This window comes from Mesorhizobium carmichaelinearum, assembly GCF_900199455.1.
Lineage (GTDB): Bacteria > Pseudomonadota > Alphaproteobacteria > Rhizobiales > Rhizobiaceae > Mesorhizobium > Mesorhizobium carmichaelinearum.
Window position 1 is genome coordinate 90,084 of the sequence record NZ_FZQR01000017.1, and the last position, 24,163, is coordinate 114,246.

Sequence of the window (24,163 nt, forward strand, 5' to 3'; positions counted from 1 at the left end):
CTTCTGGCCATCTGTTGGAAGTCCTTTGCGAGCAAGCCAACGATCAGGAGTTCGTCCGGACGGACGGCACGCGAATCGCCTCGGCTGACAAGCTTTGCGCGCTGGCGACGATCGCCCGCGATAGGGGAGAGCGGATGGTGGGCACCATGGCGGCTTGCCATCAGGTGGTGCTGAACGAGCGCAAGGCCGCCACTCGCTGATCCAGCAGGGAAGACTTTGGCCCGCTGCCTCACGGTAGCGGGCTTTTAGTTTTGTGCCGTAAGGACGAGCGTCTTGACGAATTTCGTTGAGCCGCCACGCTCCAGGCAATGAGCGGGTATGTTTGGCCATGTCGCCTTGGCGCACTCAATTTGCTTGACCACAGCCGCTCCGGCGGGCTGGGTCTCCTCAGAAGCGTACGACATCACGAAAACCGCTTGAGTTACCAGCGTTGCCAAGACTGCGACCTGGACCATAAGGGCTACGAAAGCGATCTTTTCAAGCATGCGCAATTAATGCGCAATGCCCGCGCCGGTTCCCTAATTCGATAGTGTCGCCGATCCGCTGCCTCACGGCGGCGGGCTTTTTCTCTGACAGGAACCTTACGCAGCCGCTAGCCGTTGAGCATTCACAATCATCACGGAGTCTGAACATGGCCGATGACCAAAATCAAGCCGCGACGCCGAGAGCGACGCAGCGCGAAGCACAGGAAGTCTTGGAGAAGCAGGTTGCCCAGTTGAAGCGGGAAATCAACAAAATCAATCGCACGCTGGCAGGGCGAGCAGAAGACGCGGTCGAGGAAGCCACAGGTTGGTATGACAGCGTCGCCGATCCGGCGGGCCGTACAACTCAGGCGCTTCGGACCGGTGCTCAATCTGTTTCTGGTGCCGTCCAAGACAATCCGGGTACGGTGTCGACCGCCTTTATTCTCGGCGTCGCATCAGGTCTGCTATTAGGCCTCTCCCTCAATGCACATGTGCGCGACCGGGATCGCTGGTTCTACAAGTAATCAATAACGCCCGGTCACGCGGCCTGTCGCAGCGAGATGGCTGCTATAGTGCCAATTCCGACAGGTGTACGGCGCCGAGGCATCCGTGATCCCCCATCAACCCTCACAAGACAACCACCGGGTACTGTTGACCCACGCTCACGATTTCTGGCTCGCGCGCGGGGCAGTCGTTTTAGTGATTACCCTGCAATTGTTGCTGGTCAATAATTTCTCGCTTGGCCCCCGGTGGGCGGCGCCTATGGCGGAGCTGTTGCTCCTTTTGCCGCTATCGTTTGCTACGGCCTGGGTGCACAATCAGGTCAAGAATGCCACGACCGAGATGCACTTCCAACTTGCAGGGCGCACGCGTCGCCTAATCCGCCGTGCGGCGTTGGTGCTGACCGCACTCGTTACTTTCATGAATTTCGTCGCCCTGTATTTCCTATTGCGCGCTTTGCTCGGCGGTCACGCTGGGGACGCGAGGTCGCTGTTGATCGACGCGGCGAATATCTGGTCGACCAATGTGATTGTATTCGCGCTGTGGTACTGGAGCATCGATAGGGGCGGGCCCGCATCAAGGGGACTGGTTCCCCATTCCACCGTCGATTTTCTATTTCCGACCTGTCAGGCCGGCCGTTCGCCCTTTTGACCTAGCTCGCGCCGCGTCAGATCACTACGTCGCAATGTAGTCCGCGACGGCGAGGCCGGGCCCGCAAACCGTTCTCCCGCATCAGACGTTCGATACGATGCAGGCCGCAGGAAAGCCCCTCGGCCAGCACGTCATGCCACACGCGACGAGAACCATAGGTGCGGTCGCTGCTCTTGAAGCTGCGGTCGATCCTGGAAACGAGGATCTCGTCATGGCGGGAGCGGGCGCTGGGACTGCGGTTGAGCCAGGCATGGAAGCCTGAGCGGGACACGTCCAGCGCACTGCACAGCCATGCCACCGGCCAGATGTTCCGGCGCCTCGCGATGAAAGCGAACCTCATGTCACTTCCCTCGGGAAGTAGGCTGCGGCCTTCCTAAGAAACAGCAACCTCGACGTCGCAGGGAACGGCCTGCAAAACGAAGCCCAGCGATTTTGCGCGCCGCTTCAGATTGGCGAGGACACGGCTGCGATATTGTTCCTCATAGTGGTCGGCACCCGGATCCCTGTAGGTCATGCCGTGGCTGAGGGTGTTGTAGAACAGGACCGCAATTTTGCGGGCGGTCGCCGTCACGGCCTTCGCCTTGCCTGCACGAGAGGACAGCCGACGATAGAATGCTCCGAGCGCCGTATCGCTCCGCCCGATAGTCAAATAGCGCTGCTGCCCGGCTTGACGACCTCCGCGTGCGCGAAGAGAGCACCTTGCCGCCGGAGATTTTGTTGCCCGGCGCGAGACACAGCCAGGAGGTGAAGTGCTTGGCGCTCGGCCATGCCCTCAGATCCGTGCCGCACTCGCCGATAAGCTTCAACGCAAGTGACGGACCCAACCCATGGATCTCGGTCAAATCAACGCCGAGGACGCGATATAGCGCGGCCCTAACATCGAACGACGGTGTGTTGACCTGCTTGGTCTTCACCCGCGGCCTCAACAGCTTGCCGATCGGCTTTGCCCCTTTGTCACTCAGCGCCGCTATCAAGGATTCCAGCTTCCGGTCGCAGTCGAGCATCTTGGCCTGATAGGTGTCGTAGAGCTCCAGCGACTGGGTCAGGGCGAAGACATGTTCGTCCCGGTCGTTGCCCACCAGTGCAGCGCGGATCGTCTCGATAGAGGAATGGCAGCGCACATCGCGGTAGGTTGCCAATACATCGGGATTGCGCTCGCCCGCTACAATCGCTCGGATGATCCGCATACCGGTCGCGCCGGTGATGTCGGAGACAACGTGGTGAAGTTGCAGATTCATCTCCATCAGGGCCTTCTGCATGTGCTGGATATGGGCGGCTGCGTATTCCACTAGCCGCTCCCGCTGACGCAGATAGGCGCGCAGAGTTGCGATCTCGGCATCAGGACGGAAACTCCCGCGTAACAATCCGTAGGAATGAAGCTGGCGGAGCCACGCGGCATCGCTGACATCTGTTTTGCGCCCAGGCACATTCTTGGCGTAACGCGCATTGACCAGAATGACCTCGAACCCGTGCTGCTCAAGAATCTCATAGGCCGGGATCCAATAGACCCCGGTGGATTCCATCGCGACACTGGTCACGCCGCACGCTTTGAACCAGTCCGCCAGATCATGCAGGTCTTGCGTGAATGTGCCGAACGCTCGCACTGGCGTATCAGTGCAGCCCGGGTCGACCGCTGCCATGTGCATTTTTGATCCGATGTCGATGCCAGCGGCACCAGCATTGACCGGCTTCAATTCCGGGCGGTCACCGGTCTTCCTTTTGGGCATAGCAAATCCTCCATACGATTGTCGGCAGGAGGGTCTGGGCTATGCTAAATCTTCATCTTCCTAATCGGGATCACCGCAGGAACGGCGTCACCACTCTCAAGTTCGCATGCACCCATGGACCACGTTTTTTAACGGGGACTGTGCCTCCAATAAGCTGACGGCCGCTACCCTCCGAGGTCCGAGAATAGCATGGGCTGTTTCTACGGCGCACAGGCGGGGCATGGCCCGTGACAGTTTTTTAGGATGTCGCGCTCCGCCTTCAGCTTCGCCACTTCCTTACGCAGCCGGTCGATCTCCTGCTGCTCCGGCTTCATCTGCCCATGACCGGGAAACGCGTGATGCGGATCGGTCGACAGCTCGCGAACCCATTTGCGCAGCACATTCTCGTGGAGATCGAGGTCGCGGGCAGCCTGGGCCACCGCAACGCCCCGATCCTTGATCAATCTCACCGCCTCAAGCTTGAACTCGCGGCTGAACTTCCTTCTTTGCATTCCAACTCTCCAGTTCCGTTAAACACCTTATCTCGGTGTCCACGAAACCGGCAGCAGGCCAATAAGGCCTTCGTGTCGGACAAGGATGGTAACTAACGCTGTTCGGTAGACCACGAGCTTAGTTACTTCTTGCAGCTTGGCATTTTCTTCATTGCAGCGTTCGCTTCCGCCTCGCTTTTGTATGTGGTCTTCGCGAGGTCAATAACCAGGGTTCCGTCAGGCTTCTTCGTGACCACCTCGCACTGCTTAGAGACCGCGTCTTTCGCCACCCACCACTGTTCGGTGGCCCCAATGGCCGACACAGTAAATTGACTGAGAAGCGCCGTAGTGATTGCGATTTTGCGTATCATTTGATTTCGCTCCCTTGGGTCAACACAGAACGTACGGTTTCATCCTCTGTTCCGTCGATGAACGGTCTGATGTCCATCTCTGTCGCCAAGCGATTGATATCGGCCAAGGTGGGTCAGCGCCGCTCCGGCTTCGGCGTGATCTCCTCGACTCGGACGCTGTCGCCGATCTCTTTCGCCCAGCCCAGTGCCTTGGCCTTGTCGTCCGTGGTCAGCACCGTGCGCCAATGCGGCTTCTCGAAAACGCTGACGACGTAGGTAGTAACGGGCTTATCTGTCATCTCTTCCCTTCGGTCAGTAAAAAGCCCGCGCCTCTGGCGGAGAACGCGGGCCGATCAGGCCATCGCCCGATCTTCAGCAGGCGATAGAGGGCACCTGCCGCAGGCACAAACTTTAGATATGGCTAATGGTCCGTCAAGCCTGTTCGAAGTTCCAGTTCATCGCGAGTCTACCCCCCCTAAACCGCCTCCCTTGGGGGACGCCCTGATCGCCTTGTCATGACGTGATCTCCCCTTTGGCTGAGGAAAGCCTATCGTGATTGAAGATGTCAGCGACGGTTTTCTTGCTGATGCCGAGATCTCGCGCGATCCAACGGTAGCTTCGCCCTTCTGCGCTCAACGCGATGACCTTTGGCGCAAGGGGATCTGATTTAGGTCGGTCGCCAGCTTGGCGGCCGAGTTTTTTGCCGCGTGCTTTTGCTGCGGCGAGGCCGGGATTTGACCCGTTCGCTGATCAGGTCGCGTTCGAACTCCGCGATGCCGGAGAGGAAGGTCGCTAGCATCCGCCCATGCGGTGACGACAGGTCGAAGGCCATGCCGCTCAGGCCAAAGCGGTCGATTTTGAAAAGCAAGTCGATGGAAAACTGCACGACAGCGACGTCCGGGCGCATCGACATCACGTCCTGACATTCGCAGTAACGCTTCTGCACATTTCGATCGCCGTCGCGACGCTGTCCATCATCATGCACGGCAAGCGTTGGCCGTGGATTGGGTCGCTCGCCTTGGGCGGGTTTGGGCTGATCGCGGCCGGCTTCGCCTACAACTGAGCGCGCGGTTCAAACGTAGCGCTGTTCTGGGGGCACCTTTCGCGCGTGGACGTGATGGATGATGTTCGGAGCCTTTGAGGGCTACGACACATGACGATTTCAGAGCTTACGCTTAAATCCAGCGATCACGAGCCTGCGCGGCGGTTTGAGGTGTTCACCGGCGCCGGCAGGAGGCGCGAATGGTTGCCGGATGAGAAGGCGCGCATCGTGGCGGAGAGCTACGAAACCGGCGAGACCGTGAGCGCGGTGGCGCGCCGATACGCTTTGTCCCCGCAGCAACTGTTCGCCTGGCGTCGGGCGGCTCGGCAGCCCTTGGCGGAAGTGCCCGCATCGGAACCCTTGTTCGTGCCGGCGGTGATTGCAGCGCCGATGCCGGGGCCGGCGGCAAAACGGCCGCAACGATCGCGGAAGCAGAAAGCCACCCGAGATGCCGGCGTGATCGAATTGGAGATCGACGGCGTCGCCATTCGGGTGGGCCGTGGCGCCGACGCGAAGACGGTGGCGGTGGTGATCCGCGCACTGAAGGCAACGTCGTGATTGGGCCGACGGGCGCGGTCAAAGTCATGGTGGCGACGAAGCCGGTCGACTTCCGGAAGGGTGCGGAGGGGCTGGCGGCGCTGGTGCGCGAGACGATGGGGGCCGATCCGTTCAGCGGCGCGATTTACGTCTTCAGGGCCAAGCGGACCGACCGGATCAAACTGATCTTCTGGGACGGCACCGGAGTCTGCCTTTATGCCAAGCGCCTGGAGGATGGCGAGTTCCGCTGGCCAAAAGTGCATGACGGCATAATGCGGCTGACGGCCGCACAGTTGTCGGCGCTGCTCGAAGGTCTCGACTGGCGGCGGGTCCATGAAGCCCGCCGGACCCGCGTTCCGGCGCAAGCGGCCTGATCCGCGACCAAGTGAATCAGCCCCGATTCCGCTGTCGCCCGGCCTCAGTGAATATGGTCTGATCCGCTCATGGCGACGACGGCGGACCAGCTTCCCGACGATCCGGATGCGCTGAAGGCGATGGTCCTGGCGCGCGACGTCGAGAATGCCCGACTGATCCAGATAATCAAGGAATTGCAGCGTCACCGCTTCGGCCGCCGCGCCGAGACGTTGCCGGAAGACCAGCTTCTGCTGGGGCTCGAGGAAGCCGAGCAGATCGAGGCCGCCGGCGAGGAAGACGAAGAACAGTCTGCTCCCGCCGAGCGTCTCGCGCGCATCGCGAAGCGCCGGACAAACCGCGGCGCTCTGCCAGCCCATCTGCCCCGCGTCGAAGTGGTCGTCGACATTGAGGACCACGCCTGCCCGTGCTGCTGCAACGGACTGCACCGCATCGGCGAAGACGTGAGCGAGCGGCTCGACATCGTGCCGGCGCAGTTGCGCGTGATCGTCGTGCGCCGGCCCAAATATGCCTGCCGTGCCTGTGAGGACGTAGTTGTTCAAGCTCCCGCGCCGGCCCGGCTGATTGAGGGCGGCCATCCGACCGAGGCGACGGTTGCCCAGGTCCTGGTCTCCAAATATGCCGATCACCTGCCGCTTTATCGTCAGGCGCAGATCTATGCGCGACAAGGCATCAATCTGGATCGCTCGACGCTCGCCGACTGGGTTGGTCGCGCCGCATGGCATCTGCGTCCGGTGCATGAGCGGCTGCTTGGCAGGCTGAAGGCCTCGCCGAAGCTGTTCGCCGACGAGACCACGGCGCCGGTGCTCGATCCCGGCCGCGGCAAGACCAAGACTGGGCAGCTCTGGGCCTATGCCCGCGATGACCGGCCATGGGAGGGGAGCGACCCGCCGGGCGTCGCCTATGTCTACGCACCCGACCGGAAGGCCGAGCGTCCGATTGCTCATCTCGCAGGCTTCACCGGTATCCTTCAGGTCGATGGCTATGGCGGCTATCGCGTGTTGGCCGAAAAGAGCGGCGTGACGCTCGCTTTTTGCTGGGCACACGTGCGCCGCCGCTTCTATGAACTGGCCGCTGCCGGCCCCGCGCCGATCGCCAGCGAGGCGCTCAAACGGATCGCCGAGCTCTACAAGATCGAGGACGGCATCCGCGGCCGACCAGCCGACGAACGTCGTGTCGTGCGCCAGGAAAAGACCGTTGCGATCATCGCCGATCTTGAACCTTGGTTGCGCGAAAAACTCGGCCTGATCAGTCAGAAAACGAAGCTCGCTGAAGCCATCCGCTATACACTCTCGCGCTGGGAAGGGCTCACCCGTTTCCTGAATGACGGCCGCATCGAGATCGACAGCAACACCGTCGAGCGCGCAATCCGCCCGATCGCACTCAACCGCAAGAACGCGCTCTTCGCAGGCTCCGATGGCGGCGCCGAGCACTGGGCCGTCATCGCCTCGCTGATCGAAACTTGCAAGCTCAACGGCGTCGAGCCGCTCGGCTATCTCACCGATGTCCTCACCAGGATAGTCAACGGCCACCCGACAGCCAAATCGACGATCTGTTGCCTTGGGCCTACATCCAAGCGATCGAACTCAAGGCCGTGGCCTGAGAACACCGCTTACGTTCAAACACTAGGTTGCAGACGTGGTCATTCCGCCGCAATCATATCAGCCACGTTCGAACTCGCAGATCACAAAGCCGATCAGGACCTGGTCGAAGCTGAGGATCCGCACCTAAGCGCGGGCTTTTCCAATCACGTGAGTGGGAACCCTCATCATGCTTTCATCGCCGGCGATCTGACGGTTGTACCTTCAGCAAGCGTCGCATTGTCAGCGCATTCTTTGGCGCAAAGCCCTCATAATCGTTGTTGAAATAAACCCAAGCTCTCTTTGCGCCGCTGGCTCGGATTTTGTTGGCCCATTTGGTTAGCTCGTCACCGGTGTAATCATGCCGGTACCAGCGCTCTGGACCGTGGAGTCGCACGTAGACATCATCTGCTGTCCGTACCAAGACATCCGGAAGACGAGGCGCGCTGCATGAGCAAAAGATCGTGCCCGTCTCACGAAAGGCCGAGTAAACAGTTTCGTTCCACCAACTGGCGTGACGAAACTCCACCACATTGCGGCGGGCCGGGTCGAGTTGGCCGAGGATGCCGTTTAGCCTCGCCTTTGTGAAATGGTAGCTGGGCGGGAGCTGGAATAGAAAGCAGCCCATTCGCTCACAGAGGATATCGGCAATCATTCCAAAATCCATCACGAGGGTCTTGGTGCCCTTGAACCTCTTGATGTGAGTGATCAGCTCGCAGACCTTAATTGTGTAGACGAAACTGCGGTTGCCAGCTTGCCGAGCCCAGCCTTTGACATTTGTGACGGTTGGCCAGGCATAAAAGGACGCGTTGATTTCGACAGTATCGAACTGTTTCGCGTAGTGATTGAACCAATCGCTGGTGGGCAGATCCGTCGGGTAAAACTGTCCCCGCCATTTCCAGTAAAACCATCCCGAGCATCCGACGTAGGCAGAATCCTCCAGAGACGGCACGCCCTGCCCGCGCTCTACATTTGCCCCAGCCAAGCGGGCGAGATGCATTTTCTCGGCACGTCCAAAGTTCTCAATTCGCTGCTTCTCTCTGCGCAACCTCCGCCGTTCGCGACGCTCATCGGGTCCGATTTCTTTCCGATTGGTGGCTTCCATACTCATGAAATTATCCTTCCGTGCCTCAACGCGGGCACAGCATGATGGCTCCTTACTGCCTGAAGTGCCGGTTCCGGACGGCGTCCAGTAGAAACGGAACCCCGGGTAGACGGTGGCGACGCGGCCTCGAAACCGTCCGCGAAAGTCCCGTCGGATGGTCGTTTTGTTATCGGAATGTCAGCGAATGTTTTGACGCCTGTTGTCGATTCGAGCCTGCAAAAAGCCCTTAGGTGCATATTTCCCCGATTCAGCTTCTCAAGCTTTCCCACCCATCTGCACCCAACCTGAAGGAATAGCGCGCGCCAACTGCGAACCTCTCGCGTGACGCCAGCCATTCTCGACATTCCAAATGGATTTCCGGACGGTCAATTTGAATGAGATTGAAGGAGTTGAGGGCTCCGCGCCGGCGTGATGAAATCGCCGTACCGGCCTGAATGAGCAACGTGTCGTACCCCTCTTTGGCGTATCGAATCTGTGAGGAGCCCTGATTGCGCGGCTTCAGTCCACCGACTACGACATGATCAGACCCTTATCCGGGGGAGGGCGGCGAACTGCACCGGGTGGCTGACGGCTACATCGACATCCTGACCACGGCGCAGGGAGGTCCGATCGCAGACGACCGGCACTCATTGAAGGTCGGCGCGCGAGGACAACTGTATTCGAGGAGGCGACGGGCATCGCCTGCAGCAAATCGACGGAGGGCACCACTGGAATCCCATCGTCCGCTTGTTGGATAATGTTCGCCTATTCCCCGCCCGTTCGTTTCTGAGGGGTTTCGGTTCCCGCCGCACCTTTCGGGCGGCGGGTTGCCAAGCTGCAGCGGCCCAACCCCAACGCCGCTCCCATGAAAGGAACTATCCTCCCGGTCGGAGTGGAAATCACCTCAACGGTTGAACGCGAACAGCTTTGCATCCGTGTCTCCGGCACCGCCGATCGCCGAGGAGACGATCTCGGAGGCGATCTGCGAGAAGGTGATGCCGTTGCCGCCATAGCCCATCACCGCATGAATTCGCGGATGTCGCGGCAGCGCGCCGATATAGGGCAGACCGGTGGTCGTGCTGCCGAAGGAGCCGGCCCAGGCGAATTCAGGCCTGGTGTCCAAGTGCGGAAACAGTCGGCCGATTTTTTCGGCGATGCGCACCGACTTGTTCGCCGTTAAGGTATCGCGAAGGACTTCGTCGGTGAAATCCTCATCCTCGCCGCCGCAGATGACGCGGCCGTCCGCGGTCGCGCGCATATAGAGGTAAGGCTCAGACGCTTCCCAGATAAGGGCGGCGCCTGGCCAGATGTTGCGCGGCTGCCGACGGGTGGCGATTGCCCATGTCGAGATGACGCGATGCGTCGTCGCCGGCACAATGTCGGTCAGTTCGAAGCCAGTCGCCAGCACCACATGCTTGGCCGTGATGGTCGGGCCAAGGCTGGTGCCGACAACAACTTCGTCGTGACTGTCCTCGATGGTTGTCGCCTCGACCGGTGCATAATGCCGTGCCTTGCGCGGGAGCGCCTTGAGCAGCAGGCCGGCGGTAAGCTTGCGCGGATCGAGCGCGAGATTGTCATGGCTCAAAATGGCGGCGGCGCGGTCGATGCCGAATTTTTCCGCCAGTGGTTCATGGCTCAGGTAGGTTGCGCCGACGCCCGCCTGCCTGCGGGCCTCTGCTTCATCATGCAATTGTGAAGGTCCGAGCGCGTTGCCGGCGAGGTAGAGCGACTGGATGCCGGTCGAGCCGCAGTCGATGCCGAGTTCGGCGATACGTCCGCGGAGGTTCAGGACGGCAAGCCGCGACCGTCGCCACGCCTGTTCCGCATAGGCTCGGCCGATCATGCGCGAAAGCTTTGTCAGCGGCTGGTCGATCTCGAACTGCACCAGCGCCGTCGTTGCCGGGGTCGAGCCTTGCAGCGGGCCGCGCCGGTCGATCGAAATCACCGAATGGCCGTCGCGCGTCAGCGCCTCCGCCATCATCGCGCCGCTGATGCCCATCCCGACAATCAGCACGTCGGTCTTCACATCGCGCGTGAGCTTTTCAACAGGCACCGCAGGCGCCCTGTAGGCGAACCAGACCGGCCGACCGCTTCTGAGATCGAGCTTGCGGGGCATGACAATCTCCTGGGGGCGCTTGGGACCTGTGGCGCGTTTATGCTCTTACAAAAAGCCCGCCGCTAAGGCGGCATTGCCGACAGTGATCGCCGCCTTAGTTAACCGGCGGGGCAATAAGAAGCGCATCCTCGAAGGAGAGGACGCCAAAGGATCGGCGCCCTTCGTTAAGGCCGGGCAAGCTCAGGTCGCCCGTCTCGACGTCCACGCCAGCACCGCGCGGGAAGAGATCGTCCATCGCCTCGATGTCTTTCGTAAAAATTCCCATGGGCGCACTCCATTTTGGCGAGATAAGTGGGCGAAACGCACGGCTGGAAAAGCTGTTCCAATCAATATTTGTGAGGCGTGACTCGACGCTTTATCGGTGGCTGACGGTTGTTAGATCTCGGCCGCATGTTTCGGTCATCGGCCTTTATCTCCCCAGTACGATCCGGACAGAGATGTCCGCCGCGCAAGCAGGAATGAGCCAATACAAGCCCACCAGTTTGGCAACACGGTCAAATGCCTGACGGCATTGATCGGCGTCGCCGTCGGCCCTAACGGGTGAATTTTGTCCAGCGCTCCGGAACCTTCCGGCGGCGGCAGCTTTTATTCTCCAATATGGAGGCAGGCGGAAGATTGATGATGGTGTCGATCGCCGTCCCTTCGGGACTGTCGTCAACGAAGTGCTAGGTCAATTCGCTTCGTTGATGCGCCTGGATTTACGTTTGCTCGAGGCGGAGATGCGAGGCAAGACGACCACGATTGTCTCGTCCGGTGCCTGCGGACTCGCGGCCGTTATCTGCGCTCTGGCGCGAAATGCGCGAGAAGGGCTTCCACGGCCAGAGCGGTGTCGTCTCCGAATGGGCGCGGCGCCGGCGGCTGGCCGAAAAGGCCGACCAAAGCGCGCTTGCTCGCACGCCTTCGGCACGAAGTATCGCAAGACTCATGACGTTGGCGCGTGATGACTTGTCCAAATCGGATGCCGTGCTGGTTGCCGCGATCGAGAATAATGTCCCTGAACTGCCCATCGCGCGAACGTTGATCGATGACTTTCACCGGATGATCCGATCGAAGGCGGCGGCAAAATTGGACGGTTGGCTCGAGGGCGCCAAAGCAAGTCTCGTGAGTTCCTTTGCCAACGGAGTCGAAAAGGACATGGCCGCAGTCCGCAATGCCATCATATCACCATGGTCGAATGGCCAGACCGAGGGCCAGATCACCAAGCTCAAACTTATCAAACGACAGATGTATGGCCGCGCCAAGATCGATCTGCTCCAGGCCCGCCTTGTCGGGACAACCTAGGCTGGGACCGCAGCGAGAATGCGTCAGACCCCAATTTTGACCCCTCTTATGGAATGCGCAGCGGTCAGCGTTCGCCCGGGCGGAGCTGGTCAGGGTTGCGCAGCCCGGGCGAGCGCGGATAGCGCTTGGCAGCTTGATGGGGTGATCAGGCGCGGTTCTTGAAGCGCCAGGATTCGTTTCTGTCTCGATGATCTCGCAGTGGTGAGTGAGACGGTCGAGCAGCGCTGTCGTCATCTTGGCGTCGCCGAAGACGGCGGGCCATTCGCCGAACGCCAGGTTGGTGGTGACGATGATCGAGGTCCGTTCATAGAGCCTGCTGATCAGGTGGAAGAGCAATTGCCCGCCGGCTTGTGCGAACGGGAGATAGCCGAGTTCATCGAGCACGACCAAGTCGAGCCGGGTGAGGTAGTCGGCGATACGGCCCTGCTTGCCGCCGCGGTGCTCTGTCTCGAGCCGGTTGACGAGATCGACGACGTTGAAGAAGCGGCCACGTGAGCCGTTGCGGATAAGGGCGCGGGCAATGGCCATTGCCAGATGCGACTTGCCGGTTCCGGTGCCGCCGATGAGCACTGCGTTGCGCTGGTCGGCGACGAAGGTGCCGTTGGCAAGGTCCCGGACCAGCACCTCGTTGACCGGCGTGCCGTCGAAGTCGAACTCATCGATGTCCTTGGCGATCGGCAGCTTGGCGACAGTGAGCTGGTATTTGATGGAGCGGGCCTGCTTCTCGGCGATCTCGGCCGACAGCAGATCGCCGACGATCCTCGGCGGCTCGTGCTGGCGCTTGATGCCTGTCGCCATGACCTCGTCATAGGCGCCGCGCATGCCATAGAGCTTCAGCGTTCCCATCAGTTCCAGAACCTGGGTGCGTTCCATCAGCTTGCCCTCCTGAGGCTGTCGTAACGGGCGCAGTCGGCCTGCGGTTCATGCTGCAGGCGAAGTGCGTCCCGACCAGCGGCACGGTAACGGTCGTCGCATAGTTGATCGGGAAGGCGCTGAAATAAGGGAAGTCGATAACCAAGGCGTAGGTGGCGGTCAGATGCGCCATGCGAAAGCCGCCGCTCACCGGATCGATGGCGATCGTGACATTCGCATCCTTCAGACCCAGGGCCAGCAGTTTTTGCGTCGCGATTGCTTGGATGTCGGCCTGGGTCAACGTGTTCTGAAGTTGCAGCGAGCGTGACGATGTCTCGAGCGTATAGCGAACGCTGGAGACGGCATTCATCGACCAACCGAAGGCGAAGATGCCGAACAACAGCATGATGAGGAAAGGCGCGATGAGCGCGAATTCCAAACCGGCCCCGCCCGACCGATCTCGCCCGAATGCGGGTGCTCTGGAGCGTTGTTTTGACGCAATGCCGAACAGAAAACTGCTACGCACGTTTCCTCGGATTGCTCTAGCGGACACGGATCACCTCCAGATGGCCGATAGTGCTGGAAGCAGAGAAGACGCCGAAGGCGATGGGCGGCACCCCCGCGGCGGGAAGAGCAAGTTGTTCCGGCAGACTAACTGTTGATTGCCACTGAGAACTGACCCGGCAACCCAGGATATTTTCACCGAGAATTGACCCATGTTTGAACCTTGCCCTGCGTGTTTTCAGCGGGGGCTACGGAGTGATCGACATGGCATTATTGAGCGTGATCCGACGCTGGCATTTTCGAGAGCATCTATCGATCCGTGAGATTAGCCGAAGGACCGGCCTGTCGCGGAATACGGTGCGCAAATACCTGCGGGTGGGTGAGGTGGAGCCGAAGTTCAAGGTTCCAGAGCGGCCGAGCAGGCTTGACGCATTTGCCGACCGATTGTCAGCCTGGCTGAGGACGGAAGCCAAAAAGAACCGCAAGCAGAAACGCACGATCAAGCAGCTTCATGCCGATCTGCTGAGCCTTGGCTATGAGGGGTCTTACGGTCGTGTTGCGGCTTTCGCTCGGGAGTGGAAGGCGGATCTGCAGAGGGAATTACAGACGACAGGGCGCGGGACATTCGTGCCGCTTTCGTTCGATCCGGGTGAAGCGTTCCAGTTCGACTGGTCAGAAGATTGGGCGATCATCGGCAACGAACGCACCAAGCTGCAGATGGCACATACAAAGCTAAGCTACTCCAGGGCCTTCATCGTGCGGGCCTATCTGTTGCAGACGCACGAGATGCTGTTCGACGCTCACAATCATGCTTTCCGTGTCTTTGGCGGCGTTCCCCGGCGCGGCATCTACGACAATATGCGAACAGCAATCGACAAGGTCGGCCGCGGCAAGGAGCGCGACGTCAATGTCCGCTTCATGGCCATGGCCAGCCACTATCTCTACGAGCCTGAGTTCTGCAATCCCGCGTCCACGCTTTCCATCACTGGAAGCCCTGAACGACTGGCTGGAGCTTCGATGCAAAGAGCTTTGGCAGCAGACCCCGCATGGCAAATGCGCGGCACCATTGCCGATATCTGGCCTGAGGAAGCCCAGGACTGCGGACGCTGATGACGACCGAGGCGACATGGAATCGGCCGCCGCTAGTGGACCGCATTACCGGGTCGACTGAATTGGCCGGATAAAACTTAGGTCTGCTGAGCAGGACTCGATTGCGGCCACTTTCCTATGGCGAGATGTTGCCTATCCGGGTCAGTCTCGACCTGTCTGCCAGGCATGCGGCTGAAATGTCGCCTCTAGCGGCGGGTGGGTGATGTTGGAGGTGTAGTTGTGATCGTAGACGCCGTGAGGACGGCGACCACCTCCAGCAACCGGTTCTCATCGAAGCCCGCGCCGAGGAATTCGTGCTTTTCTAGCTTGCTGAGACCACCGCGCTTCTCGATAAGCGTAGCGTGAGTTTCGAAAGAGCCGCGTACCTGGCGTCCTTAGGCAGCGCGCCATCTCTGATGCTGGTCACAGCTTCAACGCCGACCCCCTGAGCAATTGCCAGATAGGAGTGAAATGCCACAGCCCATTCGGCATTGTTGGTGACGGCATTTGTCAAAAGCAGAATCTGGATCTCCGCCTCGTTGAAGCTTCCGCCATGTACGCGACCGAAGAGGTCGGTCAAACTACCGATAAGCACAGGCGATGTCGCCATGGCGCCGGCGATATTTGGAATGAAGCCGAAGGCTGCATTCAAGGCCTCGAGTGCCGGCCTGGAAGCCCCCGGCGCTGTTTCGATGGAGTGAATAGGAAAGTTGGTCATGTGTCTGTCCTTGCTGGTATTGGGCGCGGTTTTGCGGCGCGAATGGAGTAGAGACCCTGAATCCTCCGGTGATGGTGATCGCTCAACGGGCCTGCGCGGCCTCCTCGATCACTTCGGCAACCTTTGCCGGATGAGAAAGCATGACGGCGTGCGATGCACCCTGCACGACCACGATGTCGCGCGCCTGCGCACGCTTCGCCATGAAGTCGTGCAGAGCCGGAGGGATGCTTTTGTCGGCCAAGCCAGACGAAGTACGACGGAAGCGTTTTCCAGGCGGCGGCGCCTGAAGCTTCCTTCAGAGCCGCCTCGGAGACCGGTCTTTGTACCAGATCGACGGTGGCACCGCGTAGCTACTTCTGCTCAGACGACCAAGGGAAATTTATATATCGGTCGCGGCTGTCATAGCAGATGTTTCCATACATCTTGAGGTATGCATCCCGGCGCGCCGCGTCGGCATACACCGAGGCTGGGTCCAGCAGATCTGCCTCGTATTGCGCGAGGTTGGCACTTGTCAGAGCTATAGGAAGGATGTCCATCGCATGCGGGATGCTTTTGCCCTGGAGCCAGTCGGCTGCAAACTGCCCCATGGCATAGCCGAACACGGGCGAGGACAACGAGATACTCGCCTTGTAAGGGCTGTTCCCTTTCCTGATTTCAGCGACAGCTTCCGGCTCGCCATCAATTCCGCCGAGAAATTGGTCGGGTCGATCTTTGCCTGCCGCGCGTAACGCTTCCAGCGCGCCCAGCACCACCGCATCCGCACCGAGGACGACGTCGACATCCGGATTGGCGAGCAGGATGGTTTTCATGGTGGCGGCGCCGCCTTCCTTGGTAACCGGCTTGGGTGCGATATCGGCGACGATGATCACGCCAGGCATCGCATTCAGGCCATCGCGCATAGCCGTGAACCGGGGCGCCAGAAACTCCATCGTATCCTGGGTCAGCAGAACGACCTTGGCCTTACCGCCCAGCTTGGTGTTGATATGGTCAATGGCTGCATCGGTCAGCACCTTGCCAGTTCGATATTGCGGGGCATTGAGCAGCAGCGTTGCCGGTGGGGGCACAATCGTGCCAACAAACGCCCCCGACCAGATCGCCTGCTGAAGAGCCGGACTGAAAGCCACTGGATCCGATGAGGTGGCAACCATGGCGCCAACCTTCGCCGCGACCAAAGACTGCACGTGGGCTATCGCCTTACCCACATCGTTTTCCGCCAACACTCTTCGATATTCCAGGCCGCGGTTCTTTGCAGCCATGGACAGACCGTGGTCGACCCCTTGCAGGAAGTCGCGCTCGTTCTCCTGCACGTAGGCCAACACTTTTGTGAGGCCAACCGGAGCGTTGCAGGAGGGCGCATGGGGATCGAAGGCGGGGAATACCGTTCGCTGGGTAATGCCCGGGGCGCCTTCCTTGGCATCCGCGACGGTGAGCCCGCCCACCGCGGCGACCAAAAGCAGCGCTGTCCCGATCAGCCGTCGACCGGCAATTTTATTGCGATCAAACATTTTTGTCCCCCCTCGACATCACCCTTTGGCGGTGAACGCGCTAACGCAGGTGATGCCGCTGCAGTCATTTCACCTTGCGGTGACCGGGTCTACTATCCAGCAGTAGCGCGCCGTGGTTTTGTGGAAAACACCAAATGGGCGGCCGTTCCGGGCTGGAGATCCCGGTAGTCCAGTTTGGCGCCGAGGCTGATGCACATCGCATTGATGATTCTGCTGCCAACGCCGGTGCCTTTGGCAGGTGCGCCGTCTGCCTTTCCAACACCGTCGTCTTCGACCACCAACTCCGCCTGTTCACCTGGCAGCCTGCTTAGCCGGACGCGGATTTCTCCGACACCATCCGGATAGGCATACTTGAAAGCGTTGGTGACCAGTTCGGTGACCACAACGCCCAGATTGATGCTGATGTCCGTTTCGAGGTCGATTGGCTCGATCTTGTAAGACAGGCTGACACCGTGAACCTGGCTGCGCATCGACGTTTGCAGATGATCGAGCAGGCCTGTCAGATATTCGTCCAGGTCAACCGAGCGAGCGTTGGCCGAGCCATACAGCCGCCTGTGCACCAGCGAGATCGCAAAGATGCGGTCCTGGGTTTCGGCCAGCGCTTCCTTGGACGCGAGATCTCCGACTGCCTTCGCCTGCAGTTTCACGAGAGACGACACAAGAGCCAAGCTGTTGGCGACCCTGTGGTTGACCTCTGACAAAAGCACTTCGGCTCGATCACGCGCCTTTGCCAGGTCCTCGGTGCGGGTGGCGACACGTTGCTCCAGCTTGTCATTAAGCGCATTGACCTCGTCGTGGGTATCGCGAAGTTCCCTGGTGTAGCGAGCAGCACCATAGGCTGCTCCGCCAACCACGGCGACGATGACAAATCCGCCGATTGCCGAAACGAGCCGCAGCCACGCGCTGTTAGCACGTTGTTCGGCGACACCGGAGGTAAGCCGGTCATCGGCTTTTACAATGATGCCCGAAAAGAACACATTGGCTTCGTCAGTCAAAGCCTTGCCTTTGTTCGTGCGGAATATCGCCAATATCTCGGCGTCGCGGTGATCTCGTTTGAGAGCGATTGTCTGGTCCAGCTCATCAAACTTGGCGGCAATAATTGCGGAAAGCCTTTCCAGTGTAGGCTTCGAATCGAGATAGGACGTCAGCAAGGTCTGCAGCGCTTGCATGTGGCGCTGTGCCCCAGCCTTGGCGGTTTCATATGGCCCCAAATAGATTTCGTTCCCGGTGATGACAAAGCCGCGCTCGCTCGCCTCGGCCGTCTGCATTGCATTTCTCAACTCGACAGCAGCGACTCGTATATCGCGCGCTTCAATCGCATTGTCGAAATAGGATTGAGCCCTCTGCCCCAGCCAGAAGTTGGTGGCGACAATGGCCATAAGCGCCGCAAACCCTATCAGCAGGGAGGCGGACGTGAATCGGACAATTTTGCGGTTGGAGAATTGCATCGGCGCATTCCTGCCCGATTTTAGGCGAGTGCGCCATCATGTAGTGAGAGCTAATAAGACCCGCTTTCAAAACTTGCCACTTAGCTTTTGATTTTGATGCGTGATCGATCGTCAAGCAGTAAGCGCTGTTCTGGGGGCACCTTTCGCGCGTGGACGTGATGGATGATGTTCGGAGCCTTTGAGGGCTTCGACACATGACGATTTCAGAGCTTACGCTCAAATCCAGCGATCACGAGCCTGCGCGGCGGCTTGAGGTGTTCACCGGCACCGGCCGGCGGCGCGAATGGTTGCCGGATGAGAAGGCGCGGATCGTGGCGGAGAGCTACGAAACCGGCGAGATCGTGAGCGCGGTGGCGCGCCGATACGCTTTGTCCCCGCAGCAACTGTTCGCCTGGCGTCGGGCGGCTCGTCAGCCCTTGGCGGAAGTGCCTGCATCGGAACCCTTGTTCGTGCCGGCGGTGATTGCAGCGCCGATGCCGGCGCCGGCGGCAAAACGGCCGCAACGATCACGGAAGCAGAAAGCCGCCCGAGATGCCGGCGTGATCGAATTGGAGATCGACGGCGTCGCCATTCGGGTGGGCCGTGGCGCCGACGCGAAGACGGTGGCGGTTGTGATCCGCGCGCTGAAGGCAACGTCGTGATTGGGCCGACGGGCGCGGTCAAAGTCATGGTGGCGACGAAGCCGGTCGACTTCGGCAAGGGTGCGGAGGGGCTGGCGGCGCTGGTGCGCGAGACGATGGGCGCCGATCCGTTCTTATGCGTCGGGCGAGATTATGTGGCGGAGTCGCCCTGATGTGCGGCAGGGCCTGCCAAGTCTGGAGTCCTCCGCCACATAATATTTCATGCCTCTCTGACGGACGCGGGATTCCCCTGCGCCGCGATGCTGGAGGGGCAGGATGCTCGACTTCTATTTTTCGTATCGTAGGGTGCTCAAGCGCCTGCGTGGCGGTGCACTCGGTGGCGAGATGGATCGCCTCGCGGAGCATTTTTTCACGCTTGGTTATAAGCGAGCGTCCGCCAAGATTTACCTGAGCCGGATTGCGCGTTTTAGCCAGTTTGCCGCGACGCGCTGTGGTCCGATGCCGATCCATCAAGGTGTCGTCGACAGCTATTTGCACACGTTTACTACGGATACTCCGCGCATTGGAGCAGTGTCGGCTCTGGGACACGCACGGCGAGTGGCTCGGAGCGGTTCATAGTTTCCGTTCCAAGTGTAGAGGATGATCCGGTTGCTCCACTTCTGGCCTCCTTTTCGGACTATCTGCGCAGCTGCGGGGCCTGGAGCCGAAGACCCGCGAAGGCGTTCTTCTGGGCGGCCGCCGCTTTCTGGATTGGTTCCGCCTTCGCCATCCCGGCCAAGACCTCGAGACGTTGACGGCTGAGCTCGTCCTCGCTGCTGTCGAGCATCGGCTGTCGCTCTCGGCGACCACCGGCACCCGCACGGCAGCGATTTCTCACATCCGAACATTTCTTCGATTTTTGTATTGGGCTGGCTACCATGACCAGGATCTCGCCTGCTTCGTCCCAGGGACGCCCCATTGGCGTTTGGCGCATTTGCCGCCGCGCCTTGCATGGGATGACGTTCGGCGCGCAATCGATGCGATCGGCGCAACGACGCCGGTCGACATCCGCGATCGAGCCGTCCTGTTGCTGCTCGCCACCACGGGTATTCGCAACGGCGAGCTACGCGCCATTCAGCTGCAGGATATCGACTGGCGAACCGGCGAGGTTTTTGTCCGGCGCACCAAGGGTAAGCGTGACCGGGCGGCACCGCTTCTCGAGGAGACCGGCGCCGCGCTCGCTGACTATATCCTGCGCGCTCGACCGAAAGTGGATAGTCCGTATCTGTTCCTGTCCTTCACGCCGCCCGTCGGACCCTTCAAGTGCGCGTCGCCTGTTTCGAGGATCGTACGGAAGCGGTTGCGGCATGGCGGCGTCGACGTCGGGCGGGTCGCAGGTGCGCATCTCCTGCGCCACAGCCTTGCCACCCAGCTCGTCAGGCAGCGAACGCCGATCAACGAAGTTGCCGATCTTCTCGGGCACCGGAGCATCAACACAACAGCGCTGTACGTAAAGGTCGCGGCCTTGCAGCTCGCCGAGGTGGCACTTCCCTTTCCTGGAGGCGTCGTATGACCGCCTTTGCCCGATGCCTCGGCGAGAAGGCCGAGCGTTACATCGAATTGCGCCGCTCGCTTGGCTACGCCTTCAGCAAGCAAGCTGGCACGTTGCGGGCTTTCGTCCACTACGTTGAGCGCGCTCGGCTCCATGGGCCCGCCACTCGAACGATGGCGCTGGATTTCGCTTTGTCGTTCAGCGGCGCCGCTAACAGCCGCGTCACTCGTCACGGCGTGCTCCGGAGGTTTTACGAGTATCTCGCCATCTATGACGTCCGAACCGAGGCCTTGGAGCGCAGAGTTTTTCCCAGATCCAGAGCCATTCCGCCTCCGCGTATCCTCAGCGAGGCAGAGTTGGCGTCGCTCATCGACGCATGCGCCCGCATTTCGCAAGGCACCCCTCTCAGAGGGCGGACGATGGCGACGCTGATCGGATTGTTGGCGAGCTCGGGGCTGCGATCGGGCGAAGTGGTCAGGCTTGATCGTTCCGACGTCGATTTGGCCAACGGGGTTCTCCTCGTTCGGAAGACGAAGTTCCGCAAGGACCGTCTCGTTCCTGTTCACACGACGACCCAAACAGCCCTTCGTCAATATGTGCGTGAGCGCGATGCTGCTTTTCCCACGCCCAAGGATCAGGCCTTCTTCCTCAGCTCCCGAGGCAACCGCCTTTCGGCGACGGGTCTGCAAAACGGTTTTGCTGAGGTCCGCAAGCTCGCCCGTCTTGATGGCGGCAAGCCGTTAAGGCCGCACGATCTCAGGCATCGTTTCGCCGTGACCCGCCTCAGCCTCTGGCACCAACAGCGCGCAGACGTTCAGGCGCTGCTCCCGTTGCTCGCCACATATCTCGGTCACGCCAGCTACAGCGACACAGCCTACTACCTCACTGGCTCGGCGGAGCTCCTCGCCATTGCGGCTGAGCGCGCCTTCCTCGACGGAGGTGCAGCATGAGCGAACATTTGCTCCTGGCGCCGCTCCTGGAGTCCTACTTTCGCCGGCGCTTGACCAAGCAGCGCAACGCGACTCCCGCGACCGTGGCCAGCTATCGCGACGCCTTGCGCATCCTGATCCTCTTTGCCGCCGCCCGGTTGCGGAAGAGGCCGGCGGCGTTGACGCTCGAAGATCTCGACCGAGACCTCGTTCTCGCTTTTCTCGACGAGCTCGAGGAGAAGCGGAACAATTCCGTCGCCACGCGCAACGCCCGCTTGTCCGCGATCCGATCCTTCTTCCACCATGTCGCAGCCGCCGACCCGGCGTCCTTCGGTGTCGCCCAACGCGTGCTGACGATTCCCATTAAACGGGCGCACATTGGGGTGACGCACCATCTCACCAAGGCCGAAGTGGACACCCTCATCGCGGCGCCCGATCCAAAGACGCCCCGTGGTCGGCGCGACCGAGCCTTTCTGCTCTTCTTGGCGCGGACCGGCGCCCGGGTCTCCGAAGCCACCGGCGTCAACGCAAACGACCTTCAGTTGGAGCGGTCGCACCCGCAAGTGCTCCTGCGCGGCAAAGGGCGCAGAGACCGCGTCGTCCCCATTCCTAAGGATCTGGTGCGAGCGGTGACGACCTTGTTGAGCGAGCGCGGGATCACCCATCACGAACCGCGACCTATATTCGTCGGCCCCCGCGACGAGCGCCTGACTCGTTTCGGAGCGACTCATATCGTGCGGCGTGCGGCCGCCGAAGCCGTGGCCATCAGGCCGGCCTTGGACGACAAGCCCATATCGCCGCACATCTTCCGTCACTCCCTGGCCATGCAGCTTCTCCGGTCCGGCGTGGACTTTTTGACGATCCAGGCTTGGCTCGGGCACGCACAGGTCGCCACGACACATCGCTATGCCGCCGCGGATGTCGAGATGATGCGCAAAGGACTCGAGAAGGCGGGCGTCTCGGGCGATTTCGGCGTGCGTTTCCGACCAAACGACGCCGTTCTGCAGCTGCTGAACTCCATCTGATTATTATGTGGCGGAGGACTCCAGACTTGGCAGGCCCTGCCGCACATCAGGGCGACTCCGCCACATAATCTCGCCCGACGCATAAGAACGGATCGGCGCCCATCGTCTCGCGCACCAGCGCCGCCAGACCCTCGGCCCCCTTGCGGAAGTCCACCGGCTTCGTCGCGACCATCACCTTGACCACACCCGTCGGCCCGATCACGACGGCGCCTTCAGCGCACGGATCACCGCCGCCACCGTCCTGGCGTCGGCGCCACGACCGACCCGCATGGCGACGCCGTCAATCTCCAGCTCTATCACGCCGGTTTCTCGCGCGGCCTTCCGCTGCCGTGTCGATCTCGCGCGCTTCCCCGCCGGTTCGGGCTCCGATGCCGCGACCACTGCTGGAACAAACAACGGCTCCGGTGCCGGCGCATTCTCAAACGGCACCCGCGCGGACCGGCGCCAGGCGAACAGCTGCTGCGGGGACAATGCATGTCGCCGAGCCACCGCGCTCACGGTCTCGCCAGCATCGTAGCTTTCCGCCACAATCCGCGCCTTCTCCTCCGGCAACCATTCGCGCCGCCGTCCAGAACCCGTGAATATCTCAAGCCGTCGCACGCTGCGTCAATTTCCATGGTTCAGGCCGCGCGGCTGGCGAGCGCTTCCAGCGCAATGAACAGATGCTCGCCTTCGATCCTGACCGGAATGGTGCGCACGGCACCTTCGTCGGCGCCAAGCGCCTTGCCGGTCTCCAGCGAGATCACCCAATTGTGCAAGGGACAGGTCACCGCCGTGCCGTGCACAATGCCCTGGCTGAGCGGCCCGCCTTTGTGCGGGCAATGGTCGTCGATGGCATAGACCTGATCGTCCTGGGTGCGGAAGACGGCGATCTTGCCTTCAGGCGTGGCGACGCAGCGCGCGCCACGGCGCGGAATGTCCGAGAGGGAGCCGATGGCGATCCAGTTCAACTGTTCCATCGCCCTACTCCGCCGCCTGCGCAAACCCGACCGAGGCCATCGGCGCACCGAAGATCTGCTCAACCAGAAAGACGTGCTGTTGCGCGAAATGGAGCACCGGGTCGCCAACAGCCTGCAGATCATCGCCAGCATCCTGCTCCTGAAGGCGCGCTCGGTCACCTCGGAAGAGACGCGCCAGCATCTCAAGGACGCCCATCAACGCGTCCTGTCCGTGGCCGAAGTGCAGCGCCATCTCCACACCTCGGTCGGCATCGACGAGATCGACGTTGGCTCCTATTTGCCGAAATTATGCAGCAGCCTAGCCTCGTCCATGGTCGGCGAAGCCCAGCTGATCGCCGTCAACGTGACGGTGGAAGACGGCAGGATGGATTCACAACGGGCCGTCAGCCTTGGGCTGATCGTCACCGAACTCGTGCTCAATGCGATCAAGTATGCCTTTCCGAAGGAGAGGGACGGCGCCCGTATCCAGGTCACCTACGAGACTTCCGGCAGCGACTGGAAACTGACGGTTTCGGACAATGGTATCGGCAAGATCGCGAACGATGTGCCAAATACCGGCCTCGGCACAGCCATCGTCGAGGCGCTCGTGAAGCAGTTGGATGCCAGGGTCGATGTCGTCAGCGACGCTGACGGCACCAGCGTGTCGGTGACCAAGGCGACATTCACCTCACGGGTTCCTCGGGCGGCGTGACACCGGTTCCATAGCGTAGCGCTCAAAACGGATCTGTCGCAAATCGTGATTTCGGTCACCACGCGACGCTTTCGCGTCAATGATCAGGCGGCAATGATCGCGAACTGCTCGGCAATTGAGGGGCATGGATTGTACGCAAACCTTGCCTGCCGTTTG

The 24,163-nt window shown here is 60.8% G+C and carries 23 protein-coding genes and 10 pseudogenes; 16 read left to right on the forward strand and 17 right to left on the reverse strand.

The genetic code is table 11. The features are described from left to right. The first annotated feature begins 14 nt into the window (after positions 1-14). The 3 genes from CKW40_RS30295 (at position 15) to CKW40_RS30310 (ending at position 1,616) form a co-directional block, all read left to right on the forward strand. Entirely contained in the window at positions 15-200 is a 186-nt protein-coding gene (locus CKW40_RS30295; RefSeq protein WP_095203448.1) for a hypothetical protein, read from the forward strand. Between the two features lie 431 nt (positions 201-631). After that, a complete protein-coding gene (locus CKW40_RS30305) occupies positions 632-988 on the forward strand; it encodes a hypothetical protein (RefSeq protein WP_095203450.1) in 357 nt (118 codons plus the stop codon). An 85-nt stretch (positions 989-1,073) separates the two neighbouring features. Continuing rightward, positions 1,074-1,616 (forward strand): hypothetical protein, encoded by a 543-nt coding sequence (locus tag CKW40_RS30310; RefSeq protein WP_143748392.1) that lies wholly within the window; start codon positions 1,074-1,076, stop codon positions 1,614-1,616. 28 nt (positions 1,617-1,644) lie between these two features. On the opposite strand, the pseudogene CKW40_RS30315 reads toward CKW40_RS30310, so the two are convergent. The 6 genes and pseudogenes from CKW40_RS30315 to CKW40_RS45995 all read right to left on the reverse strand — a co-directional run. After that, positions 1,645-1,989: pseudogene (locus tag CKW40_RS30315) on the reverse strand (IS3 family transposase); the annotation flags it as partial. Further along, positions 1,990-3,343, reverse strand: a pseudogene (locus CKW40_RS30320) (IS110 family RNA-guided transposase). Between the two features lie 236 nt (positions 3,344-3,579). Continuing rightward, positions 3,580-3,834, reverse strand: a pseudogene (locus CKW40_RS30325) (transposase); the annotation flags it as partial. 122 nt (positions 3,835-3,956) lie between these two features. Continuing rightward, positions 3,957-4,184 carry a hypothetical protein gene (locus CKW40_RS30330; RefSeq protein WP_095203452.1) on the reverse strand — a complete coding sequence of 76 codons (228 nt, stop codon included), beginning with the start codon at positions 4,182-4,184 and terminating at the stop codon, positions 3,957-3,959. A gap of 113 nt (positions 4,185-4,297) precedes the next feature. After that, on the reverse strand, positions 4,298-4,462 hold the full coding sequence (locus CKW40_RS44000; protein WP_179298170.1) for a hypothetical protein: 165 nt from the start codon (positions 4,460-4,462) through the stop codon (positions 4,298-4,300). 368 nt (positions 4,463-4,830) lie between these two features. Then, positions 4,831-5,109, reverse strand: a complete 279-nt coding sequence (locus tag CKW40_RS45995) for a recombinase family protein (protein WP_244571339.1) — start codon at positions 5,107-5,109, stop codon at positions 4,831-4,833. Between CKW40_RS45995 and CKW40_RS30340 the strand changes: the two genes are divergently transcribed. The 4 genes and pseudogenes from CKW40_RS30340 to tnpC all read left to right on the forward strand — a co-directional run bounded on the left by CKW40_RS30340 (position 5,044) and on the right by tnpC (position 7,717). Further along, entirely contained in the window at positions 5,044-5,226 is a 183-nt protein-coding gene (locus CKW40_RS30340) for a DUF4337 family protein (RefSeq protein WP_244571348.1), read from the forward strand. The two genes, CKW40_RS45995 and CKW40_RS30340, sit on opposite strands and share 66 nt — an antisense overlap. 90 nt (positions 5,227-5,316) lie before the next feature. Continuing rightward, positions 5,317-5,763 (forward strand): IS66-like element accessory protein TnpA, encoded by a 447-nt coding sequence (tnpA, locus tag CKW40_RS30345; protein WP_095203453.1) that lies wholly within the window; start codon positions 5,317-5,319, stop codon positions 5,761-5,763. Then, complete coding sequence (gene tnpB / locus CKW40_RS30350) at positions 5,760-6,116, forward strand: IS66 family insertion sequence element accessory protein TnpB (protein ID WP_095203454.1); 357 nt, start codon at positions 5,760-5,762, stop codon at positions 6,114-6,116. The genes tnpA (CKW40_RS30345) and tnpB (CKW40_RS30350) overlap by 4 nt, the downstream gene beginning before the upstream one ends. 69 nt (positions 6,117-6,185) lie before the next feature. Next, positions 6,186-7,717 (forward strand): annotated as a pseudogene (gene tnpC, locus CKW40_RS30355) (IS66 family transposase). 173 nt (positions 7,718-7,890) lie between these two features. On the opposite strand, the gene CKW40_RS30360 reads toward tnpC, so the two are convergent. From CKW40_RS30360 to CKW40_RS44005, 3 genes are all read right to left on the reverse strand, one after another. Next, positions 7,891-8,805, reverse strand: coding sequence for a DUF72 domain-containing protein (locus CKW40_RS30360; RefSeq protein WP_095203455.1), 915 nt, complete (start codon positions 8,803-8,805; stop codon positions 7,891-7,893). Between the two features lie 877 nt (positions 8,806-9,682). Further along, positions 9,683-10,894, reverse strand: coding sequence for an NAD(P)/FAD-dependent oxidoreductase (locus CKW40_RS30365; RefSeq protein WP_095203456.1), 1,212 nt, complete (start codon positions 10,892-10,894; stop codon positions 9,683-9,685). Positions 10,895-10,988: 94 nt separating this feature from the next. Continuing rightward, positions 10,989-11,159: a hypothetical protein gene (locus tag CKW40_RS44005; RefSeq protein ID WP_179298171.1), complete on the reverse strand. Its 171-nt coding sequence runs from the start codon at positions 11,157-11,159 to the stop codon at positions 10,989-10,991. A 518-nt stretch (positions 11,160-11,677) separates the two neighbouring features. Between CKW40_RS44005 and CKW40_RS30370 the strand changes: the two are divergent. Then, a pseudogene (locus CKW40_RS30370) lies at positions 11,678-12,175 on the forward strand (transposase); the annotation flags it as partial. 145 nt (positions 12,176-12,320) lie between these two features. Here the strand turns inward: CKW40_RS30370 and istB are convergent. Further along, a pseudogene (gene istB / locus CKW40_RS30375) lies at positions 12,321-13,048 on the reverse strand (IS21-like element helper ATPase IstB). Next, complete coding sequence (locus CKW40_RS30380; RefSeq protein WP_244571341.1) at positions 12,981-13,466, reverse strand: TadE/TadG family type IV pilus assembly protein; 486 nt, start codon at positions 13,464-13,466, stop codon at positions 12,981-12,983. The pseudogene istB and the gene CKW40_RS30380 overlap by 68 nt, the downstream one beginning before the upstream one ends. A 329-nt stretch (positions 13,467-13,795) precedes the next feature. Between CKW40_RS30380 and istA the strand changes: the two are divergent. After that, positions 13,796-14,608 (forward strand): annotated as a pseudogene (gene istA, locus CKW40_RS30385) (IS21 family transposase); the annotation flags it as partial. Between the two features lie 334 nt (positions 14,609-14,942). Here the strand turns inward: istA and CKW40_RS30390 are convergent. The 3 genes from CKW40_RS30390 to CKW40_RS30400 all read right to left on the reverse strand — a co-directional run bounded on the left by CKW40_RS30390 (position 14,943) and on the right by CKW40_RS30400 (position 18,291). Next, positions 14,943-15,338, reverse strand: a complete 396-nt coding sequence (locus CKW40_RS30390) for a hypothetical protein (RefSeq protein WP_244571342.1) — start codon at positions 15,336-15,338, stop codon at positions 14,943-14,945. A 350-nt stretch (positions 15,339-15,688) separates the two neighbouring features. Further along, positions 15,689-16,843, reverse strand: a complete 1,155-nt coding sequence (locus CKW40_RS30395; RefSeq protein WP_095203457.1) for a sugar ABC transporter substrate-binding protein — start codon at positions 16,841-16,843, stop codon at positions 15,689-15,691. Between the two features lie 92 nt (positions 16,844-16,935). Continuing rightward, complete coding sequence (locus CKW40_RS30400; RefSeq protein WP_095203458.1) at positions 16,936-18,291, reverse strand: sensor histidine kinase; 1,356 nt, start codon at positions 18,289-18,291, stop codon at positions 16,936-16,938. Positions 18,292-18,545: 254 nt separating this feature from the next. Between CKW40_RS30400 and tnpA (CKW40_RS30405) the strand changes: the two genes are divergently transcribed. From tnpA (CKW40_RS30405) to CKW40_RS30420, 6 genes and pseudogenes are all read left to right on the forward strand, one after another. Next, positions 18,546-18,932 carry an IS66-like element accessory protein TnpA gene (gene tnpA, locus CKW40_RS30405; RefSeq protein ID WP_244571343.1) on the forward strand — a complete coding sequence of 129 codons (387 nt, stop codon included), beginning with the start codon at positions 18,546-18,548 and terminating at the stop codon, positions 18,930-18,932. A gap of 26 nt (positions 18,933-18,958) precedes the next feature. Beyond that, positions 18,959-19,045 (forward strand): annotated as a pseudogene (locus CKW40_RS46000) (IS66 family insertion sequence element accessory protein TnpB); the annotation flags it as partial. A gap of 142 nt (positions 19,046-19,187) precedes the next feature. Then, positions 19,188-19,490, forward strand: coding sequence for a hypothetical protein (locus CKW40_RS44760; RefSeq protein WP_244571344.1), 303 nt, complete (start codon positions 19,188-19,190; stop codon positions 19,488-19,490). Positions 19,491-19,662: 172 nt separating this feature from the next. Beyond that, positions 19,663-20,424: a site-specific integrase gene (locus tag CKW40_RS44765; protein WP_244571345.1), complete on the forward strand. Its 762-nt coding sequence runs from the start codon at positions 19,663-19,665 to the stop codon at positions 20,422-20,424. Beyond that, positions 20,421-21,353 (forward strand): tyrosine-type recombinase/integrase, encoded by a 933-nt coding sequence (locus CKW40_RS30415; protein ID WP_095203460.1) that lies wholly within the window; start codon positions 20,421-20,423, stop codon positions 21,351-21,353. The genes CKW40_RS44765 and CKW40_RS30415 overlap by 4 nt, the downstream gene beginning before the upstream one ends. Beyond that, a complete protein-coding gene (locus tag CKW40_RS30420; RefSeq protein ID WP_095203461.1) occupies positions 21,350-22,357 on the forward strand; it encodes a tyrosine-type recombinase/integrase in 1,008 nt (335 codons plus the stop codon). Before CKW40_RS30415 ends, CKW40_RS30420 begins: the two co-directional genes overlap by 4 nt. 85 nt (positions 22,358-22,442) lie before the next feature. Here CKW40_RS30420 and tnpB (CKW40_RS46005) read toward each other — a convergent pair. The 3 genes and pseudogenes from tnpB (CKW40_RS46005) to nirD all read right to left on the reverse strand — a co-directional run. Beyond that, positions 22,443-22,529, reverse strand: a pseudogene (gene tnpB, locus CKW40_RS46005) (IS66 family insertion sequence element accessory protein TnpB); the annotation flags it as partial. Between the two features lie 26 nt (positions 22,530-22,555). Continuing rightward, positions 22,556-22,957, reverse strand: a complete 402-nt coding sequence (gene tnpA / locus CKW40_RS45435) for an IS66-like element accessory protein TnpA (RefSeq protein ID WP_095203463.1) — start codon at positions 22,955-22,957, stop codon at positions 22,556-22,558. Between the two features lie 20 nt (positions 22,958-22,977). Beyond that, positions 22,978-23,307 (reverse strand): nitrite reductase small subunit NirD, encoded by a 330-nt coding sequence (nirD, locus tag CKW40_RS30435; RefSeq protein ID WP_095203464.1) that lies wholly within the window; start codon positions 23,305-23,307, stop codon positions 22,978-22,980. 49 nt (positions 23,308-23,356) lie between these two features. Between nirD and CKW40_RS30440 the strand changes: the two are divergent. Further along, a pseudogene (locus CKW40_RS30440) lies at positions 23,357-24,007 on the forward strand (sensor histidine kinase); the annotation flags it as partial. Positions 24,008-24,163 lie beyond the last annotated feature (156 nt).